The organism is Variovorax sp. OK605, assembly GCF_900115445.1.
In the GTDB taxonomy this organism is placed as follows: Bacteria; Pseudomonadota; Gammaproteobacteria; order Burkholderiales; family Burkholderiaceae_C; genus Variovorax.
The window spans coordinates 309,817-336,315 of record NZ_FOWL01000004.1 but is presented as its reverse complement, the minus strand read 5'-3'; the positions used below and the strand labels follow the sequence as shown (position 1 = coordinate 336,315).

27 protein-coding genes are annotated in these 26,499 nt (G+C 70.0%); 21 read left to right on the top strand and 6 right to left on the bottom strand.

Annotated elements, in window-relative coordinates:
• Positions 1-22: 22 nt before the first annotated feature.
• From BM013_RS13050 to BM013_RS13020, 7 genes are all read left to right on the top strand, one after another.
• Complete coding sequence (locus BM013_RS13050; RefSeq protein ID WP_093127546.1) at positions 23-727, top strand: fumarylacetoacetate hydrolase family protein; 705 nt, start codon at positions 23-25, stop codon at positions 725-727.
• A 34-nt stretch (positions 728-761) separates the two neighbouring features.
• Complete coding sequence (locus BM013_RS13045) at positions 762-2,066, top strand: 3-hydroxybenzoate 6-monooxygenase (protein ID WP_093127543.1); 1,305 nt, start codon at positions 762-764, stop codon at positions 2,064-2,066.
• Between the two features lie 69 nt (positions 2,067-2,135).
• A complete protein-coding gene (locus BM013_RS13040) occupies positions 2,136-3,110 on the top strand; it encodes a Bug family tripartite tricarboxylate transporter substrate binding protein (RefSeq protein ID WP_093127540.1) in 975 nt (324 codons plus the stop codon).
• Positions 3,111-3,197: 87 nt separating this feature from the next.
• Complete coding sequence (locus BM013_RS13035; RefSeq protein ID WP_093127537.1) at positions 3,198-4,175, top strand: Bug family tripartite tricarboxylate transporter substrate binding protein; 978 nt, start codon at positions 3,198-3,200, stop codon at positions 4,173-4,175.
• The gene (locus BM013_RS13030; RefSeq protein ID WP_093127535.1) at positions 4,175-5,524 is read left to right on the top strand and encodes an FAD-dependent oxidoreductase; all 1,350 of its coding nucleotides are present in this window, start codon (positions 4,175-4,177) and stop codon (positions 5,522-5,524) included. Before BM013_RS13035 ends, BM013_RS13030 begins: the two co-directional genes overlap by 1 nt.
• A gap of 70 nt (positions 5,525-5,594) precedes the next feature.
• Complete coding sequence (locus BM013_RS13025) at positions 5,595-6,284, top strand: hypothetical protein (protein ID WP_256219907.1); 690 nt, start codon at positions 5,595-5,597, stop codon at positions 6,282-6,284.
• A gap of 146 nt (positions 6,285-6,430) precedes the next feature.
• A complete protein-coding gene (locus BM013_RS13020; protein WP_093127529.1) occupies positions 6,431-7,330 on the top strand; it encodes an acyl-CoA thioesterase in 900 nt (299 codons plus the stop codon).
• Here the strand turns inward: BM013_RS13020 and BM013_RS13015 are convergent.
• Positions 7,305-8,024 carry a GntR family transcriptional regulator gene (locus tag BM013_RS13015; RefSeq protein ID WP_093127526.1) on the bottom strand — a complete coding sequence of 240 codons (720 nt, stop codon included), beginning with the start codon at positions 8,022-8,024 and terminating at the stop codon, positions 7,305-7,307. The two genes, BM013_RS13020 and BM013_RS13015, sit on opposite strands and share 26 nt — an antisense overlap.
• A 147-nt stretch (positions 8,025-8,171) precedes the next feature.
• Between BM013_RS13015 and BM013_RS13010 the strand changes: the two genes are divergently transcribed.
• The 13 genes from BM013_RS13010 (at position 8,172) to BM013_RS12950 (ending at position 20,825) form a co-directional block, all read left to right on the top strand.
• Positions 8,172-8,960 carry an SDR family NAD(P)-dependent oxidoreductase gene (locus BM013_RS13010; RefSeq protein ID WP_093127523.1) on the top strand — a complete coding sequence of 263 codons (789 nt, stop codon included), beginning with the start codon at positions 8,172-8,174 and terminating at the stop codon, positions 8,958-8,960.
• 44 nt (positions 8,961-9,004) lie between these two features.
• On the top strand, positions 9,005-10,231 hold the full coding sequence (locus BM013_RS13005) for an ABC transporter substrate-binding protein (RefSeq protein ID WP_093127520.1): 1,227 nt from the start codon (positions 9,005-9,007) through the stop codon (positions 10,229-10,231).
• A gap of 16 nt (positions 10,232-10,247) precedes the next feature.
• Positions 10,248-11,150 (top strand): branched-chain amino acid ABC transporter permease, encoded by a 903-nt coding sequence (locus BM013_RS13000; RefSeq protein ID WP_081270710.1) that lies wholly within the window; start codon positions 10,248-10,250, stop codon positions 11,148-11,150.
• Positions 11,151-11,173: 23 nt separating this feature from the next.
• Complete coding sequence (locus tag BM013_RS12995; RefSeq protein ID WP_093214495.1) at positions 11,174-12,166, top strand: branched-chain amino acid ABC transporter permease; 993 nt, start codon at positions 11,174-11,176, stop codon at positions 12,164-12,166.
• Positions 12,163-12,957: an ABC transporter ATP-binding protein gene (locus tag BM013_RS12990; RefSeq protein ID WP_093127514.1), complete on the top strand. Its 795-nt coding sequence runs from the start codon at positions 12,163-12,165 to the stop codon at positions 12,955-12,957. The genes BM013_RS12995 and BM013_RS12990 overlap by 4 nt, the downstream gene beginning before the upstream one ends.
• Complete coding sequence (locus BM013_RS12985) at positions 12,950-13,669, top strand: ABC transporter ATP-binding protein (RefSeq protein ID WP_093127511.1); 720 nt, start codon at positions 12,950-12,952, stop codon at positions 13,667-13,669. Before BM013_RS12990 ends, BM013_RS12985 begins: the two co-directional genes overlap by 8 nt.
• Positions 13,670-13,707: 38 nt before the next feature.
• Positions 13,708-14,457: an SDR family NAD(P)-dependent oxidoreductase gene (locus BM013_RS12980; protein ID WP_093127509.1), complete on the top strand. Its 750-nt coding sequence runs from the start codon at positions 13,708-13,710 to the stop codon at positions 14,455-14,457.
• Between the two features lie 24 nt (positions 14,458-14,481).
• Positions 14,482-15,225 (top strand): SDR family NAD(P)-dependent oxidoreductase, encoded by a 744-nt coding sequence (locus BM013_RS12975; protein ID WP_093127506.1) that lies wholly within the window; start codon positions 14,482-14,484, stop codon positions 15,223-15,225.
• Positions 15,225-17,000, top strand: a complete 1,776-nt coding sequence (locus BM013_RS12970; protein WP_093127503.1) for an FAD-dependent oxidoreductase — start codon at positions 15,225-15,227, stop codon at positions 16,998-17,000. Before BM013_RS12975 ends, BM013_RS12970 begins: the two co-directional genes overlap by 1 nt.
• A 28-nt stretch (positions 17,001-17,028) precedes the next feature.
• Entirely contained in the window at positions 17,029-17,637 is a 609-nt protein-coding gene (locus BM013_RS12965) for a glutathione S-transferase (protein ID WP_093127500.1), read from the top strand.
• A 41-nt stretch (positions 17,638-17,678) separates the two neighbouring features.
• Positions 17,679-18,338: an SMI1/KNR4 family protein gene (locus BM013_RS12960; protein ID WP_093127497.1), complete on the top strand. Its 660-nt coding sequence runs from the start codon at positions 17,679-17,681 to the stop codon at positions 18,336-18,338.
• A 68-nt stretch (positions 18,339-18,406) separates the two neighbouring features.
• Positions 18,407-19,111 carry an SDR family oxidoreductase gene (locus BM013_RS12955; protein WP_093127494.1) on the top strand — a complete coding sequence of 235 codons (705 nt, stop codon included), beginning with the start codon at positions 18,407-18,409 and terminating at the stop codon, positions 19,109-19,111.
• A gap of 256 nt (positions 19,112-19,367) precedes the next feature.
• A complete protein-coding gene (locus BM013_RS12950; RefSeq protein WP_093127491.1) occupies positions 19,368-20,825 on the top strand; it encodes a SulP family inorganic anion transporter in 1,458 nt (485 codons plus the stop codon).
• Positions 20,826-20,831: 6 nt separating this feature from the next.
• Here the strand turns inward: BM013_RS12950 and BM013_RS12945 are convergent, their stop codons facing one another.
• Positions 20,832-21,797 (bottom strand): AraC family transcriptional regulator, encoded by a 966-nt coding sequence (locus tag BM013_RS12945; RefSeq protein ID WP_093127488.1) that lies wholly within the window; start codon positions 21,795-21,797, stop codon positions 20,832-20,834.
• Positions 21,798-21,873: 76 nt separating this feature from the next.
• Here BM013_RS12945 and BM013_RS12940 point away from each other — a divergent pair, with 76 nt between their 5' ends.
• A complete protein-coding gene (locus BM013_RS12940) occupies positions 21,874-23,085 on the top strand; it encodes a multidrug effflux MFS transporter (protein ID WP_093127486.1) in 1,212 nt (403 codons plus the stop codon).
• Positions 23,086-23,101: 16 nt separating this feature from the next.
• Here the strand turns inward: BM013_RS12940 and BM013_RS12935 are convergent, their stop codons facing one another.
• The 4 genes from BM013_RS12935 to BM013_RS12920 are packed head-to-tail and all read right to left on the bottom strand — an operon-like array spanning position 23,102 to position 26,461.
• Positions 23,102-23,821 carry an ABC transporter ATP-binding protein gene (locus BM013_RS12935; protein WP_093127484.1) on the bottom strand — a complete coding sequence of 240 codons (720 nt, stop codon included), beginning with the start codon at positions 23,819-23,821 and terminating at the stop codon, positions 23,102-23,104.
• Entirely contained in the window at positions 23,818-24,573 is a 756-nt protein-coding gene (locus tag BM013_RS12930; RefSeq protein ID WP_093127481.1) for an ABC transporter ATP-binding protein, read from the bottom strand. Before BM013_RS12930 ends, BM013_RS12935 begins: the two co-directional genes overlap by 4 nt.
• Positions 24,570-25,544 (bottom strand): branched-chain amino acid ABC transporter permease, encoded by a 975-nt coding sequence (locus BM013_RS12925; RefSeq protein WP_093127479.1) that lies wholly within the window; start codon positions 25,542-25,544, stop codon positions 24,570-24,572. The genes BM013_RS12930 and BM013_RS12925 overlap by 4 nt, the downstream gene beginning before the upstream one ends.
• Complete coding sequence (locus BM013_RS12920) at positions 25,541-26,461, bottom strand: branched-chain amino acid ABC transporter permease (protein WP_093127476.1); 921 nt, start codon at positions 26,459-26,461, stop codon at positions 25,541-25,543. The genes BM013_RS12925 and BM013_RS12920 overlap by 4 nt, the downstream gene beginning before the upstream one ends.
• Positions 26,462-26,499: the final 38 nt, after the last annotated feature.

Below are 26,499 nucleotides of genomic sequence, written 5' to 3'. Positions count from 1 at the left end.
GCCCCGCGCGGCAGGAGCCTCCATGTCCTTCGTCTTCACGCCCCCTTCCATCGTCGGCCTGCCCATCGCCGGCTCCGACAAGCAGTTCCCCGTGCGCCGCGTCTACTGCGTGGGCCGCAACTACGCCGCGCACGCACGCGAGATGGGCTTCGACCCCGACCGCGAGCCGCCGTTCTTCTTCTGCAAGCCGAACGACGACGCCTCGGTGGTGCCGGTGGCCGAAGGCGCGACCGGCGCCGTGCCGTACCCGCCGCTCACCAGCAACTACCACTACGAAGCCGAGCTGGTGGTGGCCATCGGCAAGGGCGGCAAGGACATTCCGGTCGAGCAGGCCGCCAGCCACATCCACAGCTATGCCGTGGGCCTGGACATGACCCGCCGCGACCTGCAGATGAAGATGCGCGAGCAGGGCCGCCCGTGGGAAATCGGCAAGGCCTTCGACTTCTCCGCGCCCATCGCGCCGCTGCGCACGCTGGCCGACGTGGGCGAGATCAGCGCCGGCGCCATCACGCTCGAAGTCGACGGCCAGGTGCGCCAGAGCAGCGACATCACGCACCTGATCTGGTCGGTGAACGAGGTCATCGCCAACCTGTCGACGCTCTTCACGCTGCAGCCCGGCGATCTGATCTTCACGGGCACGCCCGAAGGCGTGGGCGCGGTGAAGGCCGGCCAGACGATCAAGGTGAGCATCGAGCGCCTGCCGTCGCTCACGGTCCGCATCGACTGATTCCGCACAAGAAAAGAGAAAGCAGAGGCCGCCCATGACCGCCAGCACCGCCACCGCCGCATCCACGACGAAGAACCCGCCCACCGTGCTGCTGGTCGGCGGCGGCATCGGCGGCATGGCCGCCGCGCTGGCGCTCGCGCGCCTGGGCGTGGCCATCGACCTGCTGGAGCAGAGTGCCTCCATCGGCGAGATCGGCGCCGGCCTGCAGCTCGGCCCCAACGCCTTCGCCGCGCTCGATGCGCTGGGCGTGGGCGAGGCGGTGCGCAAGGGCTCGGTGTTCACCGACCGGCTGGTGATGATGGACGCCGTCGATTGCGCCGAGGTCGCCTCGGTGCCGGTGGGCGAGGCCTTTCGCGCGCGGTTCAAGAATCCTTATGCGGTGAGCCACCGCGCCGACCTGCACGGCGCGATCCACGAGGCGGTGAAGCAGCATCCGCTGATCCGCTTCCACACCTCCGCGCAGGTCGAGGCTATCGACACGAGCGGGCAGGGCGTGACGGCGGTCACCAAGGACGGCCGCCAGTTCAAGGCCGACGCCATCGTCGGCTGCGACGGCGTGAAGTCGGTGGTGCGCGCCAGGCTCATCGGCGATGCGCCGCGCGTGTCGGGCCACGTGGTCTACCGCGCCGTGGTGCCGGCGGACTGCATGCCGGCCGACCTGCGCTGGAACGCGCCCGTGGTCTGGGCCGGCCCCGACTGCCACCTGGTGCACTACCCGCTGCGCCATGGCGAGCAATACAACCTGGTCGTCACCTTCCACAGCCGCGAAGCGGAAGAGTGGGGCGTGACCGACGGCAGCAAGGAAGAAGTGCTGTCGTACTTCGAAGGCGTGCACGCGCGCCCGCGCCAGCTGCTCGACCGCCCGACCTCGTGGCGCCGCTGGAGCACCGCCGACCGCGACCCGGTCGGCCGCTGGAGCGACGGCGCGGCCACGCTGCTGGGCGACGCGGCGCATCCCATGATGCAGTACCTGGCGCAGGGCGCCTGCATGGCGCTCGAGGACGCCGTGACCCTCGGCGAGGCCGTGAAGGCCTGCGGCTTCGACATGCCCGCCGCGTTCAAGCTGTACGAGGCGGCGCGCGTCGCCCGCACGGCGCGCGTGGTGCTGTCGGTGCGCGAAATGGGGCGCCTGTACCACGCCAAGGGCGTGGAGCGCCTGGTGCGCAACAGCCTGTGGGTGGGGCGCTCGCCCGAACGCTTCTACGATGCCGTCGAGTGGCTCTATGCCTGGCGGCCCGAACACTGCCTGGACGACGCGCCCGGGGCGCTGCGTCCCGTGACGGCGACGGCCGAGGCCAAGGCCGACGCCGAGACTGCCGCGGTGCTTTCGCCGCACTGACACCTGTTTCTTTCATCATTCATAACCAACGAGGCCACCATTCAGGTGAACGCCCAGGAGACAAACGACATGAACTTTTCGCGCGCACTGCTGACCGGCCTTTGGGGCCTGGCAGCGGCCACGGGGGCACTGGCCCAGTCCGACTACCCCAGCAAGCCCGTGACCGTGGTCACGCCCTTTGCCGCGGGCAGTGGCCCCGACGCCGTGCTGCGCCTGGTCTCCGACAAGCTCTCGCGCCTGTGGAACCAGCGCGTGCTGATCGACAACAAGCCCGGCGGCGGCGGCTTCATCGCCATCGACCAGGCCCGCCGCGCCGCGCCCGACGGCTACACCCTGCTGCAGCTGGACAGCGAGCACATCGCCGCGCTGCCGCACCTGTACAAGTCGAAGAACTTCGTGACGCTGCAGCACTTCGACCCGGTGGCCTCGCTGTTTCGCACGCCCTTCTTCGTGGCCGTGGGCAGCGAGTCGAAGTGGAAGACCATGGCCGACCTGATCGCCGCCGCCAAGGCCGAGCCCGACGCGGTGGTCTACGGCTCCTGGGGCGTGGGCAGCCCCGGCCACCTGGGCGCGCAGCAGCTGGAGGCGCTCACCGGCATCCGCATGCGCCACGCGCCGTACCGCGAGGTGTCGCAGCTGTACGCCAACGTGGGCGCCGGCGACGTGCCGTGGGCCTTCGCGAGCATTCCCTCGAGCCAGGGCATCTACAAGGCCGGCAAGCTGCGCTACATCGCGGTGGCCGCGGCTAGGCGCATTCCGCAGATGCCCGACGTGCCCACCATGGCCGAGGCGGGCGGTCCGGCCTCGCTGGAGGTCAATTCGTTCGTGTCGCTGCTCGCGCCCAAGGGCGTGCCGGCGGCCATCAAGGCGAAGATCAATGCCGACGTGGCCAAGGTCATCGCCGACCCCGAGATCCGCGCCCGCTTCGACACCTTCGCCTTCGAGCCGCTGGCCTGGTCGCCCGAGGAGATCGAGCGCAATGCCGAGGCCAAGTCGAAGGTGTACGGCGAGCTGGTGCGCAGGGGCAACATCAGCCTCGACTAGGGCCGTGACGGGGGGCTCGCCTTGCCCTGTGTTCCGTTCGGCAGTTAAGCTGGCCCCTTCGTTTTTTTGACAATTTTTCACATTTCCATGCAAGCCACCAAGAGAGCCCTCCTGATTGCCTGCGGCCTGGCCGCCGCCACCGCGTTGCCGATGACCGCCAGCGCACAGAACGCCGCCTGGCCGACCAAGCCGATCCGCCTGCTGGTGGGCTTCCCGGGCGGCTCCACCCCCGACATCGCGGCGCGCACCATCGCCGAGCCGCTGTCCAAGGCGCTGGGCCAGCCTATCGTGGTGGACAACAAGGCCGGCGCCTCGGGCAACATCGCGGCCGACCAGGTGGCCAAGGCCACCGACGACCACACGCTGGGCATCGTCATCAACGGCAACCTCACGTCGTCGAAGATGCTGTACCCCAAGCTGCCGTACGACCCGGTCAAGGACTTCACCTACCTGTCGCTGATCGCCACGGCCCCGCTGGTGCTGGTGGCGCAGAACAACCTGCCCTCGGGCACCGCCTTCTTCGACGCCGCGCGCAAGGGCGGCGACAAGTGGAACTACGGCTCGGTGGGCATCGGCTCGGTCGGCCACCTGGGCATGGAACTGCTCAAGACCCGCGTGAACGGCTTCAAGCCCGAGCACGTGCCCTACCAGGGCAACCCGCAGGTCATCACCGCCATGCTGGGCGACCAGGTGCAGATGGGCCTGATCCCGCCAGGCGTGGCCATGCCCCAGATCAGGGCCGGCAAGCTCAAGGCCATCGGCCTCACGGGCGGGCGCAGCGCGCTGGTGCCCGAGATCCCGCCGCTGGCCGACGCCGGCGTGAAGGATTTCAACCTCGAGGTGTGGGTGGCGCTGCTGGGCCCGGCCAACCTGTCGAAGACCGCGCAGGCGCGCATCAGCCGCGAACTCGAAGTGGTCATGAAGGACCCGGACGTGCGCCGCAAGCTCTTCGAGCAAGGCTGGCAGGCCGTGGGCACCTCGCCGGACGGCATGCGCACGCGCGTGAACGACGAGGCGGCCATCATGACCAGGATCATCTCGGCCCGCGGCATCAAGTTGCAGTGATGAGCGCCCAGACATTGCATGAGCCGGCGCGCGAGCTGCCGGTGTTCGGCGACTACGACGTGGTGGTGGTCGGCGGCGGCCCCGCCGGCATTGCCGCGGCCGTGAGCGCCGCGCGCCATGGCGCCCACACGCTGCTGGTGGAGCGCTACGGCTTCCTCGGCGGCATGGGCACCGCCGGCGGCGTGACCAACTTCGCGGGCCTGTACGGCAAGCGCAAGGGCGAGATGACGCAGCTGGTGCACGGCGTGGTCGACGAGCTGATCGAGCGCATCGCCGCGCTCAACGGCATGAACGACCCGCAGAACGGCATGGGCGGGCGCATCTGCGTGCGCTCGTACGACACCTCGGCGTACAAATTGGCCGCCGACCAGTTGCTCGACGGCGCCGGCGTGAAACTGCTGTTCCATGCCTACGCGGCCGCGGTGATCCGCGACGGCAACCGCATTGCCGCGCTGGTGGTCGAGACCAAGTCGGGCCGCCAGGCCATTCGCGCCAACGCCTTCGTCGACGCCAGCGGCGACGCCGACGTGGCCGCCTTCGCGGGCGTGCCCTTCGAGGTGGGCGACGGCCACGGCAGCGGGCTGTTCCCGACCACCATGTTCCGCATCGGCCAGGTCGACGCGCCGGCCGCGCTGGAAGCGGTGGGCGAGTTCAAGGCCATCAACGACTACATGGCGCGCACCGAGGCGCAGAAGCCGGGCGTCTACAAGTTTCCGCGCGAAGGCGCCATCCTGCGGCCCAACAAGGACCCGCGCGAGTGGCGCGCCAACGTCACGCAGATCCGCAACGCCCAGGGCCACGCGATGAACGGCGTCGACGCGCGCGAGCTGACCGAGGGCGAGCTCGAGGGCCGCCGCCAGATCGCCGCGTACTTCCAGTTCCTCCAGGCCGAGGTGCCGGGCTTCGCGCAGTCGGCCATCGTGGAGATCGCGCCGCAGGTCGGCATCCGCGAGACGCGGCGCATCCAGGGGCTGTACGCGCTGCAGCGCGAGGACATCCTGGGTTCGGCCAGGTTCGACGACAACATCGGCCTGAACGCCTGGCCGATGGAAATGCACGCCGACGGCCGCATCGAGTGGGCCTTCCCGCGCGACGAAGCCAATGCCTACAACCACCTGCCGTGGCGCATGCTGGTGCCGCAGACGGTGGACAACCTGCTGGTGGCGGGCCGCTGCGCGTCGATGACGCACGAAGGCCAGTCGGCCGCGCGCGCCAGCGGCGGCTGCTTCGTCATGGGGCAGGCCGCGGGCACGGCGGCCGCCTCGCTGGGCGGCGGCACGTTCGCCCACGTGGACGTGGCGGCGCTGCAGACGAAGCTGGCGGCCGACGGCGCCGACCTCGACCGCTGACGGTAAATCCAGGACGAAGCGGCGGCGCGCTAGAGTCCGGGGCTTGATGAACTCCAACCCCGGACGAACCGTGCACCTCCCTTCGTTGCCGACCCCCGCGCGTCGCATCTTCCTGGCGCTGTCCTGCGCCGCCCTCGGCCTGTTGCAGGTGGGCTGTGCCAGCACCCCCGAAGGCGACCCCGTCCACGGCAAGGACCGGCTGCTGAGCTTCGTGGCGGCCAAGGACGGCCGCAAGGTCGCCCTTGCCGGCGAGAACTACCACTACGTGTTCGATGGCGACCCTTCGGTGGCGGCGCTGCTGCGCTGGGACGGCCGCGCCAAGGTCGTGCCCGCGCTGATCGGCGAATTCAAGGTGGCGCGCAACCAGAGCTTCGAGGGCCAGTACGTGCTGATGGCCTTCGACGCCGACCTGACGCCCGAAGACCGCAGCTTCCTGGTCCAGACCGGTTTCGCGAAGGCCGACGTGAAGTACGGCGACCGCACCGGGCCGGCGCTGCGCTACTTCGGCACCGTCTACGGCAAGCGCTACGAGGCGGCACCGCTGAAGTCGGCCGACAAGGTCGATTTCTCGCGGCGCCAGTACCTCAAGTACGTCGAGCAGGAAACCCTCAGCGGCCCTTTCAGCAAGGCCGCGCCCTCGCCGCTGGTGTATGCCGACGACGGCTCGATGCTGCTGGGCGGCGTGCCGGTGCGCGTGGTGCAGGGCGGCACGGACGCCGGCTGCAGCGCGCGCCTGATGGGCGTGTGCTTCTACAAGTAGGCCGGGCGAAACAAGGGGCGAAAGCAGGGGCAAAAGCAGGGGGAGAGCGGGCCTGGAGCCCGGCTGACCGGCCCGCGACAGCCCCCGGGCCCGGGCTTTGCTATGGTTGAGGGTTGCTTTCTTGCCAGCCCCGGACTGTTCCCCCGATGATCATCGACCCCGCCACCGCCTCCCACCTCGTCAACGAACTCGTCGCGCTCATGCAGCTCGAGCCACTGGGCGGCGACCGCTTCCTGGCCCAGAGCGAGGACATCGGCACCCCCGCCGTGTTCGGCGGCCAGGTGCTGGGCCAATCGCTGATGGCCGCCAGCCTCACCGTGGGCGCCGAGCGCCCCGTGCATTCGATGCACGCCTACTTCCTGCTGCCGGGCGAACATGCGCCCATCGAGTACAGCGTGGACCGCGTGCGCGACGGCCGCAGCTTCACCACCCGCCACGTGGTGGCGCGCCAGCAGGAGCGCATCATCTTCGAGATGTCGGCCTCGTTCCAGACCGTGGACGACGGCGTCGAGCACCAGTTCGACATGCCCGAGGTGGAAGGCCCCGACGGCCTCGTGAGCGAGCTCGACCAGCGCATCGCCCTGGGCGACCGCCTGCCCGACCCCTGGCGCGCCAAGGCGACCCAGCCGCACGGCATTGAGTACCGCCGGGTCGACGCCGAGGACCTGATCGCACCGCTGGCGCGCCCCACCTCGGCGCAGAGCGCCATCTGGATGCGCGCCATCGCGCCGCTGCCCGACGACCCGATGGTGCACCGCGCGCTGCTGGCCTATGCCTCCGACCACGGCCTGCTGCGCGCCGCCATGCTGCCGCACGGCCTGAGCTTCATGAGCGGCCAGGTGCGCCCGGCCAGCCTGGACCACGCCATGTGGTTCCACCGCGATTTCCGCATGGACGACTGGCTGCTGTACGTGCTCGACTCGCCCAGCGCCGGCGGCGCGCGCGGCCTGTGCCGCGGCAGCCTCTACTCGCGCGACGGCCGCCTGGTGGCCTCGGCCGCGCAGGAGGGCATGCTGCGCATCAGGAAGCCGGCCGCTCGTTCATGAGCGTGGGCAGCAGCCCCTCGCGGCTGCGCTCGTCCAGCAGCCGCTGGTAGTTGTCGCGCAGCAGGATGCCCGCGTAGTACACGTGCTCGCGCATCAGCTGCTCGGCGCGCGCGGAGTCCCCTGAAATCACCGCCTGCACGATGCGGTGGTGGTCGTCGTGCGAGCGCAGGATCACGCCGTGGTCGTTCCACAGCATGATGCGGTCCGACGCGAACGGCACGGCCTGCGCCTGCGCGCCGAAGCGCATCACCCACGGGTTGCGCGCCCCGTGCATCAGCGTGTTGTGCAGCTTCACGTTCATCTGCTGGTAGGGCGCCAGGTCGTCCAGCAGCAGCTGGCCCTTCGCAAGTATGTCGTCGCCTTCGCGCAGGCATTCGCGCAGCAACGCGGCCGTGGCGTCGTCCACCCCCAGCGCCGCGAAGCGCCGGCAGGCCAGCCCCTCGAGCACCGAACGCACCTCGTACGCCGCGAGGATGTCCTCCAGCGCGAACGAGCGCACCAGGTAGCCCTTCTTCGGCTGGTGGTCGATCAGCCCTTCCATCGCCAGCGCGGCCAGCGCGGCGCGCACCGGCGTGCGCGACACCTTGAGGCTTTCCGCGATCGGCACCTCCTCCACGCGCATGCCCGGCGCGAGCCGCCCGTGAAGGATCCAGGTGCGCAGCGTCTCTGTGACTTGTTGGGAGAGTGTGTCCATGTCAGGTATACATGATGCCCGTAAATTGGGACGATAGTTCAAGTTATTAGGGAAAACGAGGGCGCACGGATGTTGTCATGTATACACAATGCGATCCTCTATCAACTTTCAAGCCGCCCCCGAAGCGGCCCGGAGACCTTGCAGCCCATGGCGGACCATCATGCACAACCCCACGGCCGGCTGGCCCTCGTGACCGGCGGCGGCCGGGGCATCGGCGAGGCCGTGTGCCGGCGCCTCGCGGCCAGCGGCTTTCGCGTCGTCGTGGCCGACATCGACGGCGGCAACGCCCGCGCCGTGGCGCAATCGCTGGGCGCCGAGCCCGGCTTCCATCACTTCCGCCAGTTCGACGTGAGCGACGAAGCCGCCGTCGAGGCCGCGTTCGACGACATCGAAGGCAGCATCGGCCCCGTGGCCGCGCTGGTCTGCGTGGCCGGCATCCTGCTGATGCCCGGCGGCGAACGCTCGCTCATCAAGGACACCTCGCTGGAGGACTGGGAGCGCACCTTCGCCGTGAACGCGCGCAGCGTGTTCCTGTGCGGGCGCGCCTACCTGCGCCGGCGCGAGGCCGCGCCCGTGGCGCACGGGCGCATCGTCACCTTCGGCTCGGTGGCGGCGCAGCTCGGCGGCTACCGCTCCAGCGCCACCTACATCGGCGCCAAGTCGGCGGTGCTGGGCCTCACCAAGGCCATGGCGCGCGAGTCGGCGCACATGGGCGTCACCGTCAATTCGGTGGCCCCGGGCCTCATCGACACCGACATGCTGCGCGGCACCGTGCAGAGCAGCGGCGCGCTCGCGGCGGCGGCGGCCAACATTCCGCTCGGTCGCATCGGCACGGTCGACGACGTGGCCGGCGCGGTCGACTACCTCGTGTCCGAGCAGGCGGCGTACATCACGGGCAACGTGATCGACGTCAACGGCGGCTACCGCATGCAGTGACCCCGCGCAGTCCTTCCACCCCTTCATTCCAACGGAGACAGCTCATGAAAAAGAACTTCCTGATTTCGGCCATGGCACCCTGGGCCATGGGTGCGGCACTGTGCGCGCTCGCCCCCGCGGCGCTGGCGCAGGCCGAACCCGGCCTCACCGACAAGACCATCAAGATCGGCATGTTCTCGCCGATGTCGGGCGCCTCGATGAACTACGGCTTCGACGTGATCAACGCCGCGAAGATGTACTACGACAAGATCAACAAGGAAGGCGGCGTGAACGGCCGCAAGATCGAGCTCGTGGTGGAAGACGACCGCTGCAACGCCAACGATCTGCTGGCCGCGGTGAAGAAGCTCACCGAGCAGGACCAGGTGTTCCTGCTGAACGGCGGCTCCTGCTCGGCCGCGGTGGTGGGCGCGCGCGAATACGTGGAGCGCGCGAAGATCCCGCTGGTCATGCTCAACGCCTCGGGCGACGGCGCGCTGTACCCGCCGTCGAAGTACATCTACGGCGCGTTCTCCATCTCGCAGCACGCCGTGGGCGGCTCCATGGTGCAGTTCGCCAGCGAGCAGCTCAAGGCCAAGAAGATCGGCTACATCAACCACGACGACGCCTACGGCGGCTGGAACCTCGAGTCGGCCCAGGCGCAGGCCAAGGCGCTCGGCGGCATCGACCTGCAGGTGCAGTCGGTCAACCCGAACATCACCGACGTCACGGCGCCCATGCTGAAGATCAAGGCGGCCAACCCCGACGTGCTGCTGCTCACCACCTACGCACGCCCGGTGAGCCTGATCGTCAAGCGCGCCTTCGAGCTCGGTTTCAACAAGCCCATCGTGCTGGCCGTGAACTCCACCGCCGACCTGAAGCAGCTGGTGGAGAACGTGGGCAACAAGGACGCCTTCAAGAACGTCTACATCCAGGAAGTGCTGGCCGACGTGCCCGGCGGTCCCAAGCTCAAGTGGGTGTACGACATGTACAAGGCCGCATACCCCGAGCTGGCCGCCAAGCCCGGTTACCCGCAGGCCTACATGCCGTACGGCATCCCTTCGGCCATGGCCGTGGTCAACGCGCTGAAGGCCGCCGGCCCCAGCCCCACGCGCGAGAAGGTGCTCACGGCGCTGTCGACCATGAAGTTCGACTCCGGCGTGATGGCCGGCCCGATCGAGTTCGGCCCCGACGATCGCGCCGCGCAGGAATCGGCCATCTACATCAAGTTCGACGGCAGCAACATGGCACTGGTGCCGGGCAGCTACAAGAGCGTGTGGAAGTACAAGCCCTGAGGGCGGCGGGCAATTCATGAGCCTCTCCGACATCTGGCTTTTTGTGCAGCAGGGCGTGCTGTCCGGCATCGTCACGGGCAGCGTCTACGCGCTGCTCGCGGTGGCGATCGTCATGGTCTTCAAGACCACCGACGTGCCGAACTTCTCGCAAGGCGAAATCTTCATGGCCGGCGGCTACGCCGCGCTCTTCCCGCTGGTGGTGTGGGGCTGGCCCTACTGGGCCGCGGTGCTCGCGAGCATCGTGGTCACCGCACTGCTGGCCGCGGCGTTCCAGCGCGTGGTGATGCAGCGCGTGACCGCCTCGCGCGGCGTGGGCGTGCAGCTGGTCATCGCCACGCTGGGCTTCGCGTACCTGCTCAAGGGCCTGGTGCGCAAGACCGGCCTGGGCGACACGCCGCGTTCGCTGCCCTCGCTGGTGCCGCAGGACCCGATCATGATCGGGCAGGCCTCGCTCACGCTGCTCGACCTGGCCATCTTCGGCTCGGCCGTGGTGGTGATGGTGCTGCTGTACCTGATGTTCACGCGCACCCGCACCGGCCAGGCCATGCGCGCGGTGGGCATGAACCCGCGCGGCGCGCAGATCGTGGGCGTGAAGCTGGGCACCATCCGCATGAAGATCTGGGCGCTCACGGGCGTCATCTCGGCCATCTCGGCGCTGCTCATCACGCCCAAGATCCTGATCACGCCCGACATCGGCCACATCGCGATCCTGGCCTACGCGGCGGCCATCGTGGGCGGCTTCACCAGCCTGCCGGGCGCGGTGGTCGGCGGCTTCATCATCGGCATCGTCGAGAACCTGGTGGGGCTTTTCATTTCGTCCAATGCCATCGTGGTGGCGCCCTTCGTGGCGATCATGGTGGTGCTGCTGGTGCGTCCGCAAGGGCTGCTGGGCGGCAAGCCCCAGGTGAAGAAGGTATGAGCGCGTCGTCGGTTTCCTCCCCCATGGCTTCCTCCGCCGCTTCCCCGTGGTGGGACCGCGCCGTGCTGCTCGGCATGGCCGTGGTGCTCGCGGTGCTGCCCTTCACCACCAGCGGCTACGTGCTGTACGTGGTCAACCTGCTGATGGTGTTCAGCGTGCTCGCGCTCGGCATGCACCTGGTCATCGGCGAGACGGGCCAGTTCGCGCTGTCGCACGCGGCCTTCTTCGGCATCGGCATCTACACCGCCGGCCTCATCAACAACCACTGGCAGCCGCCGTTCTTCGTCTCCATCCTCGCGGGCGCGGTGCTGTCGGCCGCGCTGGGCTGGGTCATCGGGCTGCTGGCGCTGCGCATGCGCGACATCTACCTGGCGCTGGCCACCTTCGCCTTCGGCGAGGCCATGCAGTGGGTATTTTTGAACTGGGAGTCCGTCACCAACGGCTCGAACGGGCTGCAGATGAAGCCGGCGTCGCTCGGCGGCTACCAGCTGCTGAACGACCTGCAGGCCTATCCCTTCGTGGTGGCCATCGCGGCGCTGATGCTGTGGCTGACCGTGGCGCTCGCGCGCTCGCGGCTGGGCTCGTCGTTCCGCGCGGTGCGCGAGAGCGACGTGGCGGCGGTGGCCATGGGCGTGAACACGCGCACGGTGAAGGTCACGGCCTTCGTGCTGTCGGCCGCCTTCGCGGGCGTGGCGGGCGGCATGTACACGCTGTTCACCTCGTTCATCCATCCCGAGAGCCTGGGCTTCCAGACCACCATCCTGATCCTCACGATGGTGGTGGTGGGCGGCCTCGGCTCGGTGCGCGGCGCGGTGGCCGGCGCCATCGTGTTCGGGCTGGCGTCGGAGCTGCTGCGCCAGGCCCCGTCGTACCAGGAAATCATCTACGGCGGCATCCTCATGCTCTTCATGATGTTCCTGCCCAAGGGCATGGCCTCGCTGTTCGTGGCGCGGCGCAAGGCGCAGCGTTCGACCTCCGTCACCGTGGCTTCGACCGCCGAAGGAAAGCCCGCATGAGCGCGACCGCATTCCTCGACGTGCGCGACATCAGCGTGGTGTTCGGCGGCCTGAAGGCGGTGAACGGCCTCTCGTTCCAGGTGGAGCAGGGCCGCATCCATGCGCTCATCGGGCCCAACGGCGCGGGCAAGTCGACCACCTTCAACTGCATCTCGCGCTTCTACACGCCCAGCAGCGGCAGCGTCACCTTCGAAGGCCAGGAGCTCACGCGCGTGTCGCCGCACCGCATGGCATCGCTGGGCATCGCGCGCACCTTCCAGAACCTGGAGCTGTTCGCCGAGCTGTCGGTGCTGGAGAACGTGCTGCTGGGCACCCACTCGCGCGGCGCCAACACGCTGGGGCGGCTGCTGCGCCGGCCCGACCGCGAGACCGAAGACTTCGCGCTGCACCTGCTGGAGCGCGTGGGCCTGGCCGACGAGCGCCACCAGCCCGCGCGCGACCTCGACTTCGGCCGCCAGAAGCTGCTGGAGCTGGCGCGCGCGCTGGCCATCAAGCCCAAGCTGCTGCTGCTCGACGAGCCCGCGGCCGGCCTGCGCAACCGCGAGATCGAAAGCCTCGACCGGCTGCTGAAGGAGCTGGTGGCGCGCGACGGCATCACCGTGCTGCTGGTGGAGCACGTGATGCAGCTGGTGATGTCCATCTCGGACCGCATCACCGTGATGGCCTTCGGCGAGAAGATCGCCGAGGGCACGCCTTCGGAAATCGGCAGCAATGCGCGGGTCATCGAGGCCTACCTGGGCAAGGGAAAAGCAAACGCAAATGCAAACGCGATGGGAGCCGCGCATGGCTGAAGCACTGTTGTCCCTGCGCGCCATCTCGGCCGCGTACGGCCGCATCCAGGCGCTGTGCAACGTGTCGGTCGACGTGCCCGAGGGCGAGATCGTCGCGCTGCTCGGCAGCAACGGCGCGGGCAAGACCACCACGCTGAACTGCATCTCCAACCTGGTGGACTGCACCGAGGGCGAGGTGCGGCTCGGCGGCGAGCGCATCGACCGGCTCGGCTCCGACGCGCTGGTCAAGCGCGGCATCGTGCAGGTGCCCGAAGGCCGCCAGGTGTTCCGCGACATGAGCGTGCGCGAGAACCTCGATCTGGGCGCCTATCTGCGGCGCGACCGCGCGGGCATCCGCAACGACCTGGAGGCGGTGTACGCGATGTTCCCGCGCCTGAAGGAGCGGCAGGGCCAGATGGCGGCCACGCTGTCGGGCGGCGAGCAGCAGATGCTGGCCATCGGCCGCGCCGTGATGGCCAGGCCGCGCGTGATGCTGTTCGACGAACCCTCGATGGGCCTGTCGCCGCTGCTGGTGGAGCAGATGTTCGGAATCATCGAACGGCTGCACCGCGAGCAGAAGATCACCATCCTGCTGGTCGAGCAGAACGTGCAGCTCGCGCTGGCGGTGGCCAGCTACGGCTACATCCTGGAGAACGGCGAGATCTCGCTGCACGGCCCCGCCGCGCAGCTCGCCAGCGACGAGGCCGTGCGCCGCGCCTACCTCGGCGTCTGATTCAAGCGTCAGACGCCGCTTCAACGAAGGAATCTTTCATGCTTCATCAAGACAAACTCTCCCTCGTCACCGGCGCCGCGCGCGGCCTGGGCGAGGCCATCGCGCGCCGCATGGCCAGCGAAGGCGCCCGCGTGCTGGTGGTGGACCGCGACCTCGGCGTTGCGCAGCAGGTGGCCGCGTCGATCCGCGAAGCGGGCGGGCGCGCCGACGCCGAGAGCGTCGACGTAAGCGACGCGGCGGCGGTCGATGCGCTCGCCGCGCGCGTTGCGGCGTCGCACGGCGACATCGACATCCTGGTGAACAACGCGGGCATCTCGCAGCGTTCGAAGTTCGACGAGCCTGGCGCGCGCGAGGCCTGGGACCGCGTGATGTCGGTCAACCTGCAGGGCGTGTTCAACGTCACGCAGTCCTTCGTGCCGGCGCTCAAGCGCACGCAGGGGAACATCGTGAACCTGTCGTCCATCGTGGCCTTCGGCGCGGGCATCTCGTCGGCCGGCTACGTGGTGGCCAAGGGCGGCGTGCGGTCGCTCACGCAGGTGCTGGCGCGCGATCTGGCGCCCTACGGCGTGCGCGTGAACGCGGTGGCGCCGGGCCTCATGGTGACCGACATGACGGCGGGCCAGCGCGAGACCGAGCACGGCACCGACTGGTACCTGAGCCGCGTGCCCGTCAAGCGCCACGGCGAGGCCGACGAGATCGCCGGGCCGGTCGTCTTTCTCGCGTCCTCGATGGCCAGCTACGTCAACGGCGTGGTGCTGCCGGTCGACGGCGGCTACCTGGCGGTCTGAGCACCGCGCTTCAACGGAACAACCATGAACAACAGCAGTGAAGACAAACGGATCGCGCTCGTCACCGGCGGCGCCAGCGGCATGGGCCGCGCCATCGTCGAGCGCATGGCGCGCGACGGCTGGCGCGTGGTCATGGCCGACTACAACGGCGAACTCGCCGAGCGCGAGACGCAGGCGCTGCGCGCCGCGGGCCTCGACGTGGAATGCCGCGCCATCGACCTCACCGACGAGGCCGCGGTGCGCGCCATGGTGCAGGCGCTGCCGCCGCTCACGGCGCTGGTCAACAACGCGGGCATCTTCGACGAGCGCGCCTTCCTCGACGTGAGCTCGGCCGACTTCCGCCGCATGTACGAGGTGAACCTGCTGGCCGTGGCCACGCTCACGCAGGAGGCCGCGCGCAAGATGGCGAACGGCGCGCGCATCGTGAACATCGCCTCGCGCGCCTACCTGGGCGCGAAGAACCACGCGCACTACGTGGCCTCGAAGGCCGCGCTGGTGGGCTACACGCGCGCCAGCGCCATGGAGCTGGCCGCGCGCGGCATCATGGTCAACGCCATTGCGCCGGGGCTCATCGACACGCCGCTGCTGCGCGCGCTGTCGCCCGAGCGGCTGGCCGCGCAGCTCGCGCTGCAGCCCACGGGCGCGGCCGGCACGCCGGAAGACATCGCCAACGCGGTGGTGTTCTTCGCGTCGCCCGCCACCTGCTTCGTGACCGGGCAGGTGCTCTTCGTCGACGGCGGCAAGTCGCTCGGCGGCTCGGGGTCGTGATGGCTCAGCCACAGGAAAAGACCGCGTACGACGTCGTCGTCATCGGCAGCGGCGCGGGCGGGCTCAGCGCCGCCCTCACCGCGAAGCTCGAGGGCCTGGACGTGCTGGTGGTCGAGAAGACCGACCGCATCGGCGGCTCGACCGCGATCTCGGGTGGCGCGGTGTGGGTGCCGCTGAACGACCAGGCCGAGGCGGCCGGCCACCCCGACACGCGCGAGAAGGCGCTGACCTACCTGCACCACACGGTGGGCGCGGCCGGCGACGAGGAGCTGCGCCACGCCTTCCTCGACGCGGGCCCGCAAGCCTTGCGCTACCTGCGCGAGCGCACCGACGTGAAGCTGGCCGCGCGCACCTACTCGCCCGACTACTACCCCGACCGCGCGGGCGCGGCCATGGGCGGGCGCTCGCTCGACCCGATCGAGTTCGACGGCCGGCTGCTGGGCGCGTACTTCAAGACCCTGCGCGATCCGCTGCCCGAGTTCTGCGTGCTCGGCGGGATGATGGTCAACATGACCGACGTGAAGCATCTGCTGGGCGTGTGGCGCTCGTTCGCGTCGTGGAAGCACGGCGTGAAGATGGTGCTGCGCTACGCGGGCGACCGGCTCGGCGGCCACCACCGCGGCACGCGGCTGCTGCTGGGCAATGCACTGGCGGGGCGGCTCTTTCACAGCATGCTGCAGCAGGGCATTCCGTTCTGGCTCGACACGCCGGCGCTCGGCCTGGAGAAGGACGCGAGCGGCAAGGTCACGGGCGTGCAGCTGCGCCGCGACGGCAAGGCGCTCACCGTGCAGGCGCGGCGCGGCGTGGTGATCGCGACCGGTGGCTTTCCGTGGAACGCGGCGATGCGCGGGCAGCACTATCCGGCGCCGACCGGGCCGTATTCGATGTCGCCGCAGGACAACGTGGGCGAAGGCATCGCGATCGCGCAGCAGGCCGGCGGCGTGCTCGGCACGGGGCACGCGGGGCCGGCGCTGTGGGCGCCGGTGTCGATGCTCACGCGGCCCGACGGCAGCGTGCTGCGCTATCCGCACCTGGTGTGGGACCGCGCGAAGCCCGGGCTGATTGCGGTCGATGCGCGCGGCGAGCGCTTCGTCAACGAGTCGACCTCGTACCACGAGTTCGTGCGCGGCATGTACCGCGCGAACGGCCAGGCCGCCAGCATTCCGGCGCTGCTGGTGTGCGACAGCCCCTTCATGGAGAAGTGGGGCCTGGGCCTCGCGCTGCCCGGCGGCCGCTCGCGCGAGCACCTGGTGCGCGCCGGCTATCTCTACCGTGCCGACACGCTCGAAGGCCTCGCGAAGCAGGCGGGCGTGGACGCCGCCGGCCTCGCGCGCACCGTGGCCACGTACAACCCGCTCGCCGCGCAGGGGCAGGACCCGGCGTTCGGCAAGGGCGGCGACGCCTACAACCGCTACCTCGGCGACCCGGAGCACCAGCCCAACGCCTGCCTTGCGCCGGTGCGGCAGGGGCCGTTCTACGGCGTGAAGGTGTACCCCGGCGACATCGGCACCGCGCTGGGCATCCGCGCCGACGGCAACGCGCGTGCGCTCGACGCGCAGGGCGCGCCCATCGCCGGGCTCTATGTGGCCGGCAACGACATGCACTCGGTCATGGGCGGCGAGTATCCTGCGCCGGGCATCACGCTCGGCCCTGCGCTAACCTTCGGCTGGGTGGCCGGCATGCACCTGGCCCACGGCCCGAACGCCAGCGTGAACACCGATGCAAGCGCCGATGCGGGCGCCCCTGTGGACGCGAACACCCACGCCAACGTCTGAACCCCGTCTTCCGAACGAAAAGCTCTTCATGCAAATCTTCTTCTCCCCCGCATCCCCCTTCGTGCGCAAGTGCATGGTCGTGGCGCACGAACTCGGCGTGGCCGAGCGCATCGAGAAGCTGCCCAGCGCGGCCGGCCCGGTGAAGCGCGACGCGACCATCATTCCGAAGAACCCGCTCGGCCAGGTGCCGACCTTCCTCACCGGTGACGGCCAGGTGCTGTTCGACAGCCGCGTGATCTGCGAATACCTGGACGCCACGCACGGCGGCAAGCTGTTCCCGGCCGACGGCGCCGCGCGCTGGGCGCGCCTGAGCGAGCTCGCGCTGGCCGACGGCATGACCGGCGCCGCGCTGCTCGCGCGCTACGAGAACGTGCTGCGCCCCGAGGAGTTGCGCTGGGCCGACTGGACCGACGGCCAGCTGGCCAAGGTGCGCACCGGCCTCGAATGGCTGGAGACGGCGGCGCCGTCGTTCGGCGAGCGCGTGGACATCGGCACCATCGCCTTCGCCTGCGCGCTGGGCTACATGGACTTCCGCTTCCCCGACGTGAACTGGCGCGCCGAGGCGCCGAACAGCGCGAAGTGGTTCGACGCGTTCAACCAGCGCGCGTCGATGCAGGCGACGATGCCCTCGGTCTGAGCGAGGTGGATGGAATGAGCGGAGTGAGCGGAGTGAGTGGGATGAGTTTCGACGACCTGTCACGCCGCACCGGCATCGAGATTCCGCCGCTGCTCGCGCAGCTGCTGGCCGGCGGCCCGCCCGCGCTGGCCAGCTTCAGCGACTTCGAATGGATCGACGCCGCCGAGGCGGCCGGCACCGTCGACGAATGGCTCGACGCGAAGTGGCAGGACGGCCGCCGCTTCCTGCCCTTCGCGCAGTCGGGCGCGGGCGACGCCTACTGCCTGATGCCGCTGGACGGCACCGGCACCGGCACCGGCGGCGGTGACACCGTGGGCGTGGCCTTCGTGTGGCACGACGCCGAGGAGAGCCGCATCGAACATGCGTCGTTCTCCGACTTCGTCTGCGCGAAATTCCTGCAGACCTTCGCCGACATGAGCTGGCTCGAGGCGTCCGACCTGTCGGAAGAAGAGATGGCCGAACGCGTCGTCGCCGACGTGGCCGCCGTCACGGCCTTCATGGACGCAGGCACCGCGGCCTGGCTGCAGGCCCTGAGCCGCCTGCCGATCGAACAGCGGCCCTACAAGGCCGGCCCGCGCGCGCGGGCCGAGCCGGTGCCCTCGCTGATCCCGCAGGACCGGATGGACGAGGAGCTCCGGCGCTTCGAGCGGCCGCACGCCGAAGCCTTCCCCGTGAAGCCGCGCTGGGAAATCGGCGAATAGCCATGGCCGCGCGGGCGCGGGCCCGGCCTGGCTAAATTCGGGGGTTCATCGCAACCAAGGAACCCTCCATGTCAGATCAGAAGGTAGCCATCGTCACCGCGGGCGGCAGCGGTATGGGCGCGGCCGCGGCGCGCAAACTCGCGGACGACGGTTTTCGCGTGGCCATCCTGTCGTCCTCGGGCAAGGGCGAGGCGCTGGCCGCCGAGCTCGGCGGCATCGGCGTGACCGGCTCGAACCAGTCGAACGAGGACGTGAAGCGGCTGGTGGACGACGTCGTGCGCCAGTGGGGCCGCGTCGACGTGCTGGTCAACAGCGCCGGCCACGGCCCGCGCGCGCCCATCCTGGACATCACCGACGAGGACTGGCACCGCGGCATGGACGTGTACCTGCTGAGCGCGGTGCGCCCCGCGCGGCTGGTGGCGCCGCTGATGGTGCAGCAGGGCGGCGGCACGATCATCAACATCTCGACCTTCGCCGCCTTCGAGCCCGACCCGGTGTTTCCCACCTCGGGCGTGTTCCGCGCGGGGCTGGCGGCCTTCACCAAGCTCTTCGCCGACAAGTACGCCGCGCAGAACGTGCGCATGAACAACGTGCTGCCCGGCTTCATCGACAGCCTGCCCGAGAAGGCCGAGTTCCGCTCGCGCATTCCGATGGGCCGCTACGGCAAGAGCAGCGAGATCGCGGCGGTCATCGGCTTCCTCGCGTCGGAGGGCGCGGGCTACATCACGGGTCAGAACCTGCGCGTGGATGGCGGCATCACGCGCGCGGTCTGAAGCCTGACAACGGGCGCAGGAAAAGGCCGCTGCCTACAATCGCGGCCCATGTGCCCGAGGATGCCCCGCTTTCCCATTCGCCGCCGGCAGTCGGGCTGCTCGCGGCCGACGCCTCCTTGACGCGGGCGCAGTGACGCGCGGCGGCCCCGGCCGCCGCAACCTCCGTGGGGCCGCGCGCCGGCCCCGCCGTCCTGCCCTCGCCTCGCACCGCCGCCCGCCCACCGATGCGGCATGCGGGCTGCTTTCCTTTTTCCTCATGTCTTCCCCACACAGCCGCCTGCGCACCGAGTGGTGCCCGAGCATTCCCCGCGAGCTGATGGCCGGCGCCGTCGCCACCTTCGCGCTCATTCCCGAAGTCATCGCCTTCGCATTCGTGGCCGGCGTCGATCCGGCGGTGGGGCTGTTCGCCTCCTTCGTCATCGGCATCGTCATCGCGTTCACGGGCGGCCGGCCGGCCATGGTGTCGGCCGCGGCCGGCTCGGTGGCGCTGGTGGCCGCGCCGCTGGTGCATGCGCACGGCCTGCCGTACCTGCTGGCGGCCGGTGTGCTCGCGGGCGCCATGCAGATCGTGTTCGGCCTGCTGCGCCTGGGCGTGCTGATGCGCTTCGTGTCGTCGTCGGTGCGCACGGGCTTCGTCAATGCGCTGGCCATCCTGATCTTCGCGGCGCAGATGCCGCACTTCATCGGCGCCAACACCGCGACCTGGGCCATGGTCGGGCTCGGGCTGGCCGTCATCTACCTGCTGCCGCGCCTCACCACGGCGGTGCCGTCGCCGCTGGTGTGCATCGTGGTGGTGACGCTCGCGGGCCACTGGCTGGACCTGCCGCTGAAGACGGTGGCCGACCTGGGGCAACTGCCCGGTGCGCTGCCGGCCTTCGCGCTGCCCGACGTGCCGCTGACGCTGGACACGCTGCGCATCATTGCGCTGCCGGCGTTCGCCATCGCGATGGTCGGCCTGCTCGAATCGATGATGACGGCCAGCGTGGTCGACGAGCTCACCGACACGCCGAGCTCGAAGAACCGCGAGTGCAGCGGCCTCGGCGTGGCCAACGTGGCGGCCAGCTTCTTCGGCGGCATCGCCGGCTGCGGAATGATCGGCCAGACCGTGAGCAACGTGCGCTACGGCGGGCGCGGGCGGCTGTCGACGCTGTTCGCGGGCGCGTTCCTGCTGATCCTCATGGTGCTGCTCAAGCCCTGGGTGTCGCAGGTGCCGGTGGCGGCGCTGGTCGCCATCATGGTGATGGTGTCGGCCTCGACCTTCGACTGGGGTTCGCTGCGCGCGATGGTGCGGCACCCGCGCATGTCCAGCGCCGTGATGCTCGCCACGGTGGCCGTCACCGTGGCCACCGACAACCTCGCGGCCGGCGTGGCCACGGGCGTGATGCTCAGCGGCGTGTTCTTCACCTTCAAGGTGGCGCGGCTGCTGCACGTGCAGGCGGCGCAGGAAGACGACGGCATACGCGTCTACAGAGTGAGCGGCCAGGTGTTCTTCGCGTCCTCCGACATGCTGGTGGACGCCTTCGACGTGCGCGAGATCGACGGCGCGCCGGTGCGCATCGACGTCTCGCAGGCGCATTTCTGGGACGTGACGGCCGTGGCCGCGCTGAAGAAGGTGGTCGAGCGGCTGCGCAAGCACGGCAGCGCGGTGGACGTCATCGGCATGAACCAGGCCAGCCGCGACCTGGTGCTGCAGCTCGACGCCGCGCCCGACTGAGCTGCGTCAGGTCGCCGCGGTGCTCGCGGTGTCTTGCCGCGCGCGCGCCAGCGTGCGAAAGCGCCCCGGGCTTTCTCCCACCGTGCGCCGGAACGCCGCGCTGAACGCCGTCTCCGACTGGTAGCCGATGCGCTGCGCAATGCGCGCAATGGCCTCGTCGCTGTGGCGCAGCGCGTTGCGCGCCACCGTCATGCGCCAGCCGCCCAGGTAGTCGAGCGGCGTCGATCCCGTCAGGGCCTTGAAGCGCAGCGCGAAGGCCGTGCGCGACATGCCGGCCGACTGCGCCAGGCGCTCCACGGTCCACGGCTGCGCGATGTCGCCGTGCATGCGGGACAGCGCCTCGCCGATGCGCGCATCGGCCATCGCGCCGAGCCAGCCTTCGGGCTGCGGCGCGTTCGCCAGGTGCACGCGCAGCGCCTGCACCAGCACCAGCGCGGCCAGGTTCGTTCGCGCGATCGATGCGCCGGGCCGCAGCTCGGCCGTTTCCCAGCCCAGCAGGTCGAGCAGGCCTTCGAGCGGGCGCGCGCCGGGGTCGTTGGCGCGCAGGTGGATCAATGGCGGCAGGTGGCGCAGCAGCAGCTCGCTCGCTTCGCCGGCGAGCGTGAAGCGGCCGGTGGCCATGGTGATGAGCGAGGCGTCGACTTCGGCACCCTGGCCCCGGAAGCGCATCACGCCGTCGGCGCCCCGGTGGTCGCGGCTGGCCTGCACGCCGTCCTGCAGCGGGCCCGGCGGGTCGGTGCACGCCATGAAAGGCTGGCCATTGGTCAGCAGGTAGAAATCGCCCGTTTCCAGTTGCACCGGCTTGGCGGCGCCGTCGATCTGCATGCGCAGCCGGCCCGTGAGCACGCAGCCCAGCTTGATGTGCGAGGCGTAGCGCGGGTAGCGAAATGCCCAGCGGCCGCGCGCCTCGAAGCGCGACGACAGCGTGCTGCTCACCGTGAGCATCGACAGCACATCGGACAAGGGGTCCATGGTTTTTGTACGAATGAAGAAGAAAAGCGGGCTGTTGATTATTCAATCATTCAGCCCGAAGCGCGACCATGGGCGCATGTCCACCTCGAACGCTCAAGTTTCCCGCTACGCCATCGTGTTGGGCCTGCTCACCACGATCGGCCCTTTCGCCATCGACATGTACCTGCCGGCGCTGCCCGCCATCGGGCATGCGCTGGGCGCCGACCCGCATGCGATGCAGGCCAGCCTGATGGCCTTCTTCATCGCGGTCGGCGCCGGCCAGCTGGTGGCGGGGCCGCTGTCGGACATGTTCGGGCGACGGCGGCCGATGGTCGCGGGGCTTGTGCTGTTCATGCTGGCCAGCATCGGCTGCGCGCTGGCGCCGAGTGTCGGCGTGCTGATTGCGCTGCGCTTTCTGCAGGGGCTCGGCGCCTGCGCCTGCATGGTCACGCCGCGCGCCGTGGTGCGCGACCTGTACACCGGCCCCGAGGCGGCACGCATGATGTCGCTGCTGCTCATGGTCTACAGCGTGTCGCCGATTCTTGCCCCGCTGGTCGGCAGCGTCGTGGCCGAATCGGTGGGCTGGCGCGCGGTGTTCGGCGTGGTTGCCGCGCTGGGGCTCGCGGGGCTGGCGATGCTGCTGGTCTTCCTGCCCGAGACGCGGCCCGCGGCGGCGCGCCTGTCGAGCAACCTGCGCAGCGCGATGGCCGGCTACGGCGTGCTGCTGCGCGACCGCCACTTCATGACGCTGGCCTTCATGGCGTCGTTCACCGTGTCGGGCTTCTTCGTGTACGTGGCCAATTCGCCCTTTGTGATGAGCGCGCATTTCGGCGTGTCGCCGCGACTGTATGCGGTGCTGTTCGCGCTCAACGCGGTGTCGCTGCTGGCGCTGTCGCAGGTCAATGGCTGGCTGGTGGCGCGCTTCGGCATCCGGCGCGTGCTGCGCACGGCGGTCATGGTGCAGGCCGCGGCGGTCGGGGCACTGCTGGTGCTGACGCTGGCAGGTGTCGACCGGCTCGCGGTGCTGGTGCTGCTGCTGATGGTGGGCTACGGCCTCAACGGGCTGATCGTGCCCGCGACCTTCGTGCTGGCGATGGAAGGGCATGCGGCGCTCGCGGGCACCGCGTCGGCCCTGATCGGCACGATGAACTTCGCGGGCGGCGCGGTGATGGTGGCGCTCGTTGCGCCGTTCGCCAACGGCAAGCCGCTGCCGATGGTGGCGGGCATCGCGGCCTGCGCCGCGGTGGTCCTGGTGCTGGCGCTGCGCACCGCGGGTGCGCGGCACGCCGCGGCGGTTGGCGCAGCCTAGACCGTCGGGATGGGGTCTAGACGCCCAGGTAGCGCGTCCACAGCGAACGGTCGGCGTCCAGCGCGGCCGAGTCGCCTTGCCACACCACGCGCCCGCGTTCCAGGATCACGTGGCGGTTGGCCAGCGGCAGCAGGCGCTGCACGTACTTGTCGACCACCAGGATCGCCTCGCCCTCGGCCTTGAGCGTGGCGATGCAGTTCCAGATCTCCTCGCGGATCACCGGGGCCAGGCCCTCGGTGGCTTCGTCGAGGATCAGCAGGCGCGGGTGCGTGGAGAGCGCCCGCGCAATGGCCAGCATCTGCTGCTCGCCGCCCGAGAGCTGGTTGCCCGCGTTGGCCTTGCGCTCCGCGAGGCGCGGGAACAGCCCGTACAGCGCCTCGACGGTCCAGCGCGGCGCGCTGCCCGGGCGCGGCCGCGCGAAGGCGCGCAGGTGCTCGTCCACGCTGAGGTTGGGGAACACGTGCCGGCCCTCGGGCACGATGGCCACGCCGCGCCGCGCAATGGCGTCGGGCTTGTGGCCGCCGATGGCCGCGCCGCCGAAGTGCACGCTGCCGCGCATCGGCGAGAGCGTGCCCGTCAGCACCTTCAGCAGCGTGCTCTTGCCCATGCCGTTGCGGCCCAGCAGCGCGAGCACCTCGCCGGGGCGGATGTCGACGTCGATGCCGAACAGCACCTGGCTGGCGCCGTAGCCGGCCTCGATGGATTTCGCTTCGAGCAATGTGGTGGCTGCGCTCATGAGTGGCCTTCCGCTTCGGTGCCCAGGTAGACGGCCTGTACGTCGGGGTGGCCCCGCACTTCGTCGGCCGTGCCGCTCATCAGCACCTTGCCCTGCACCAGCACCGTGAGGCGGTTGGCCAGGCGGAACACCGCGTCCATGTCGTGCTCGATCAGCAGGATGGCCATCGACGCGCGCAGCGATTCGATCAGCGACACCATGCGCGCCGACTCGTCGGGGCCCATGCCGGCCATCGGCTCGTCGAGCAGCAGCAGCTTGGGTTCGGCCGCCAGCGCCAGCGCCACGTCGAGCGCGCGCTGTGCGCCGTGCGGCAGCGTGCCGGCAATGCGTTCGCGCTCGCTGGCCAGGCCCACGCGCTCGGCCAGCGCCACGGCGCGGTCGACCAGGTCGCGCTCTTTCGCGCGCGGCGCCATGAAGCGCAGGCTGCTGCCCGCATGGGCCTGCGCCGCGAGCATCAGGTTGTCGTGCACGGTTTCCTTGGGGAACACGCGCGTCACCTGGAAGCAGCGCGACATGCCCGCGGCCACGCGCTGGTGGTCCTTCAGCGCGGTGATGTCGCGCTCGTCGAGCAGCAGGCGGCCGGCGTCGGCCTTCAGCAGCCCGGTGATCAGGTTCACCAGCGTGGTCTTGCCCGCGCCGTTCGGCCCGATCAGCGCATGCACTTCGCCGCGCTCCACGGTGAGGTTCACATGGTCGGTCGCCAGCAGGCCGCCGAAGCGCTTGACCAACCCTTCGATTCTGAAAAGGCTCATGGTGTCGTCTTGCTCGGGGTGAGGGCGGCCTTGCGGCGGCGGGACAGGGCGGCCAGTCCCTTGGGCGCCCACAGTGCCACAGCGATCAGCAGCAGGCCCAGCGGCATGTGCCAGTGCTCGGTGTGCTGCTTCAGCGCCTCCTCGAGCACCAGCCAGACGACGGCGCCCACCGGCCCGCCCCAGCTGCGGCCGAGCCCGCCGATCACCACCATCACCAGCAGCGTGGCCGACTGCGTCCAGTGCATGGTGGCCGGGCTCACGAAGCCGTTGCCGCCGGCCAGCAGCGCGCCGGCCAGGCCCGCGATGGCGCCCGCGATGGCGAACGCCACCAGCTGCAGGCGGAACACCGGGTAGCCCAGCGCGCGCATGCGCGTCTCGTTGTCGCGGATGCCCATGAGCGCGTGGCCGAAGCGCGATTGCGTCGCGCGGTGCAGCCACCACAGCGCCAGCGCCACGACCACCAGCACCACCCAGTAGAAGGTCGACTCGTTGCCCAGGTCCAGCCCCGGCAGCAGCGTGGGCCGCGACATGAGCGTGTAGCCGTCGTCGCCGCCGTACTTGCGCAGCGACACCACGACGAAGTACAGCATCTGCGCGAAGGCCAGCGTGGTCATGATGAAGTACACGCCGCGCGTGCGCAGCGCCACCGTGCCGATCAGCGCGGCCACCAGCCCCGCGACGATGGCCGCGGCGGGCCACAGGATCCAGCCCGACATGACGCCCGCGTCGCTGAGCGCCACCACCGTGTACGCGCCCATGCCGATGAAGCCCGCATGCCCCAGCGCCACCATGCCGCCGAAGCCCAGGACGAAGTTGAGGCTGGCCGCGGCCAGCGCCACGATGAGCACGCGCCGCACGAAGCCGATGTAGAACTCCAGGCCGAACAGCGGCGCCACCAGCGGGAACGCCGCGAGCAGCACGAAGAGCAGGCCGACGCCGAGGTAGCGTGAAGAAAGAAGAGAGGACTTCATGCGCGCGCCGAGAACAGCCCCGAGGGCCGGAAGATCAAGACCACCACCATCAGCGCGTACATCGCGACTTCGGCGAACAGCGGGCCCAGGTCGGCCGCGGTGGCCGGCGGCAGCGTGGCGCGCAGCAGCATCGGCACGAAGGCGCGCCCGACGGTGTCGACCACGCCCACGAGCAGTGCGGCCACGAAGGCGCCGCGCACCGAACCGATGCCCCCGATCACCAGCACCACCAGCGCCGGAATCAGGATGGCCTCGCCCATGCCGACCTGCACCGCGACGATCGGCCCCATCAGCGCGCCGGCCAGCGCGGCCAGCGCCGCACCCAGCAGGAACACGCCGTTGAAGATGCGGCCCACGCGCACGCCCATGAGCTCGGCCATCGGCCGGTCGGACGCGCCCGCGCGCACCCGCATGCCGATGCGCGTGTGGTTCACCAGCAGGTACAGCGCCAGCGCCACCAGCAGGCCGCCCGCGAGAATGACGAGGCGGTAGGCCGGGTAGGGCAGGCCGTCCATGAGCTCGACCGGTCCCGACAGCGCGGCCGGTGTCGGTGCCATCACCGGCGAGGGCCCCCAGATCATCTTCACGATGTCGTCGGCCACCAGGATCACGCCGAAGGTGGCGAGCACCTGCGCGAGGTGGTCGCGCGTGTAGAGCCGGCGCATCAGCAGCACTTCGAGCAGCAGCGCCACCACCACCGTGACCGCCACCGCGATGACGATGGCCGCGGTGAACGAGCCGGTGCGCGTGTGCGCCTCGGCCGCCACGTAGGCGCCGGCCATGAAGAGCGAGCCATGCGCGAGGTTCAGCACGTCCATGATGCCGAACACCAGCGTGAGCCCCGCGGCCAGCAGGAACAGCATCAGGCCGTAGCCCAGGCCGTTGAGCAGCTGCTCGAGAACAAGAATTCCACTCATAGGATCAGAAGGAGTTTGGCCACGCGAGATTCAAGAAA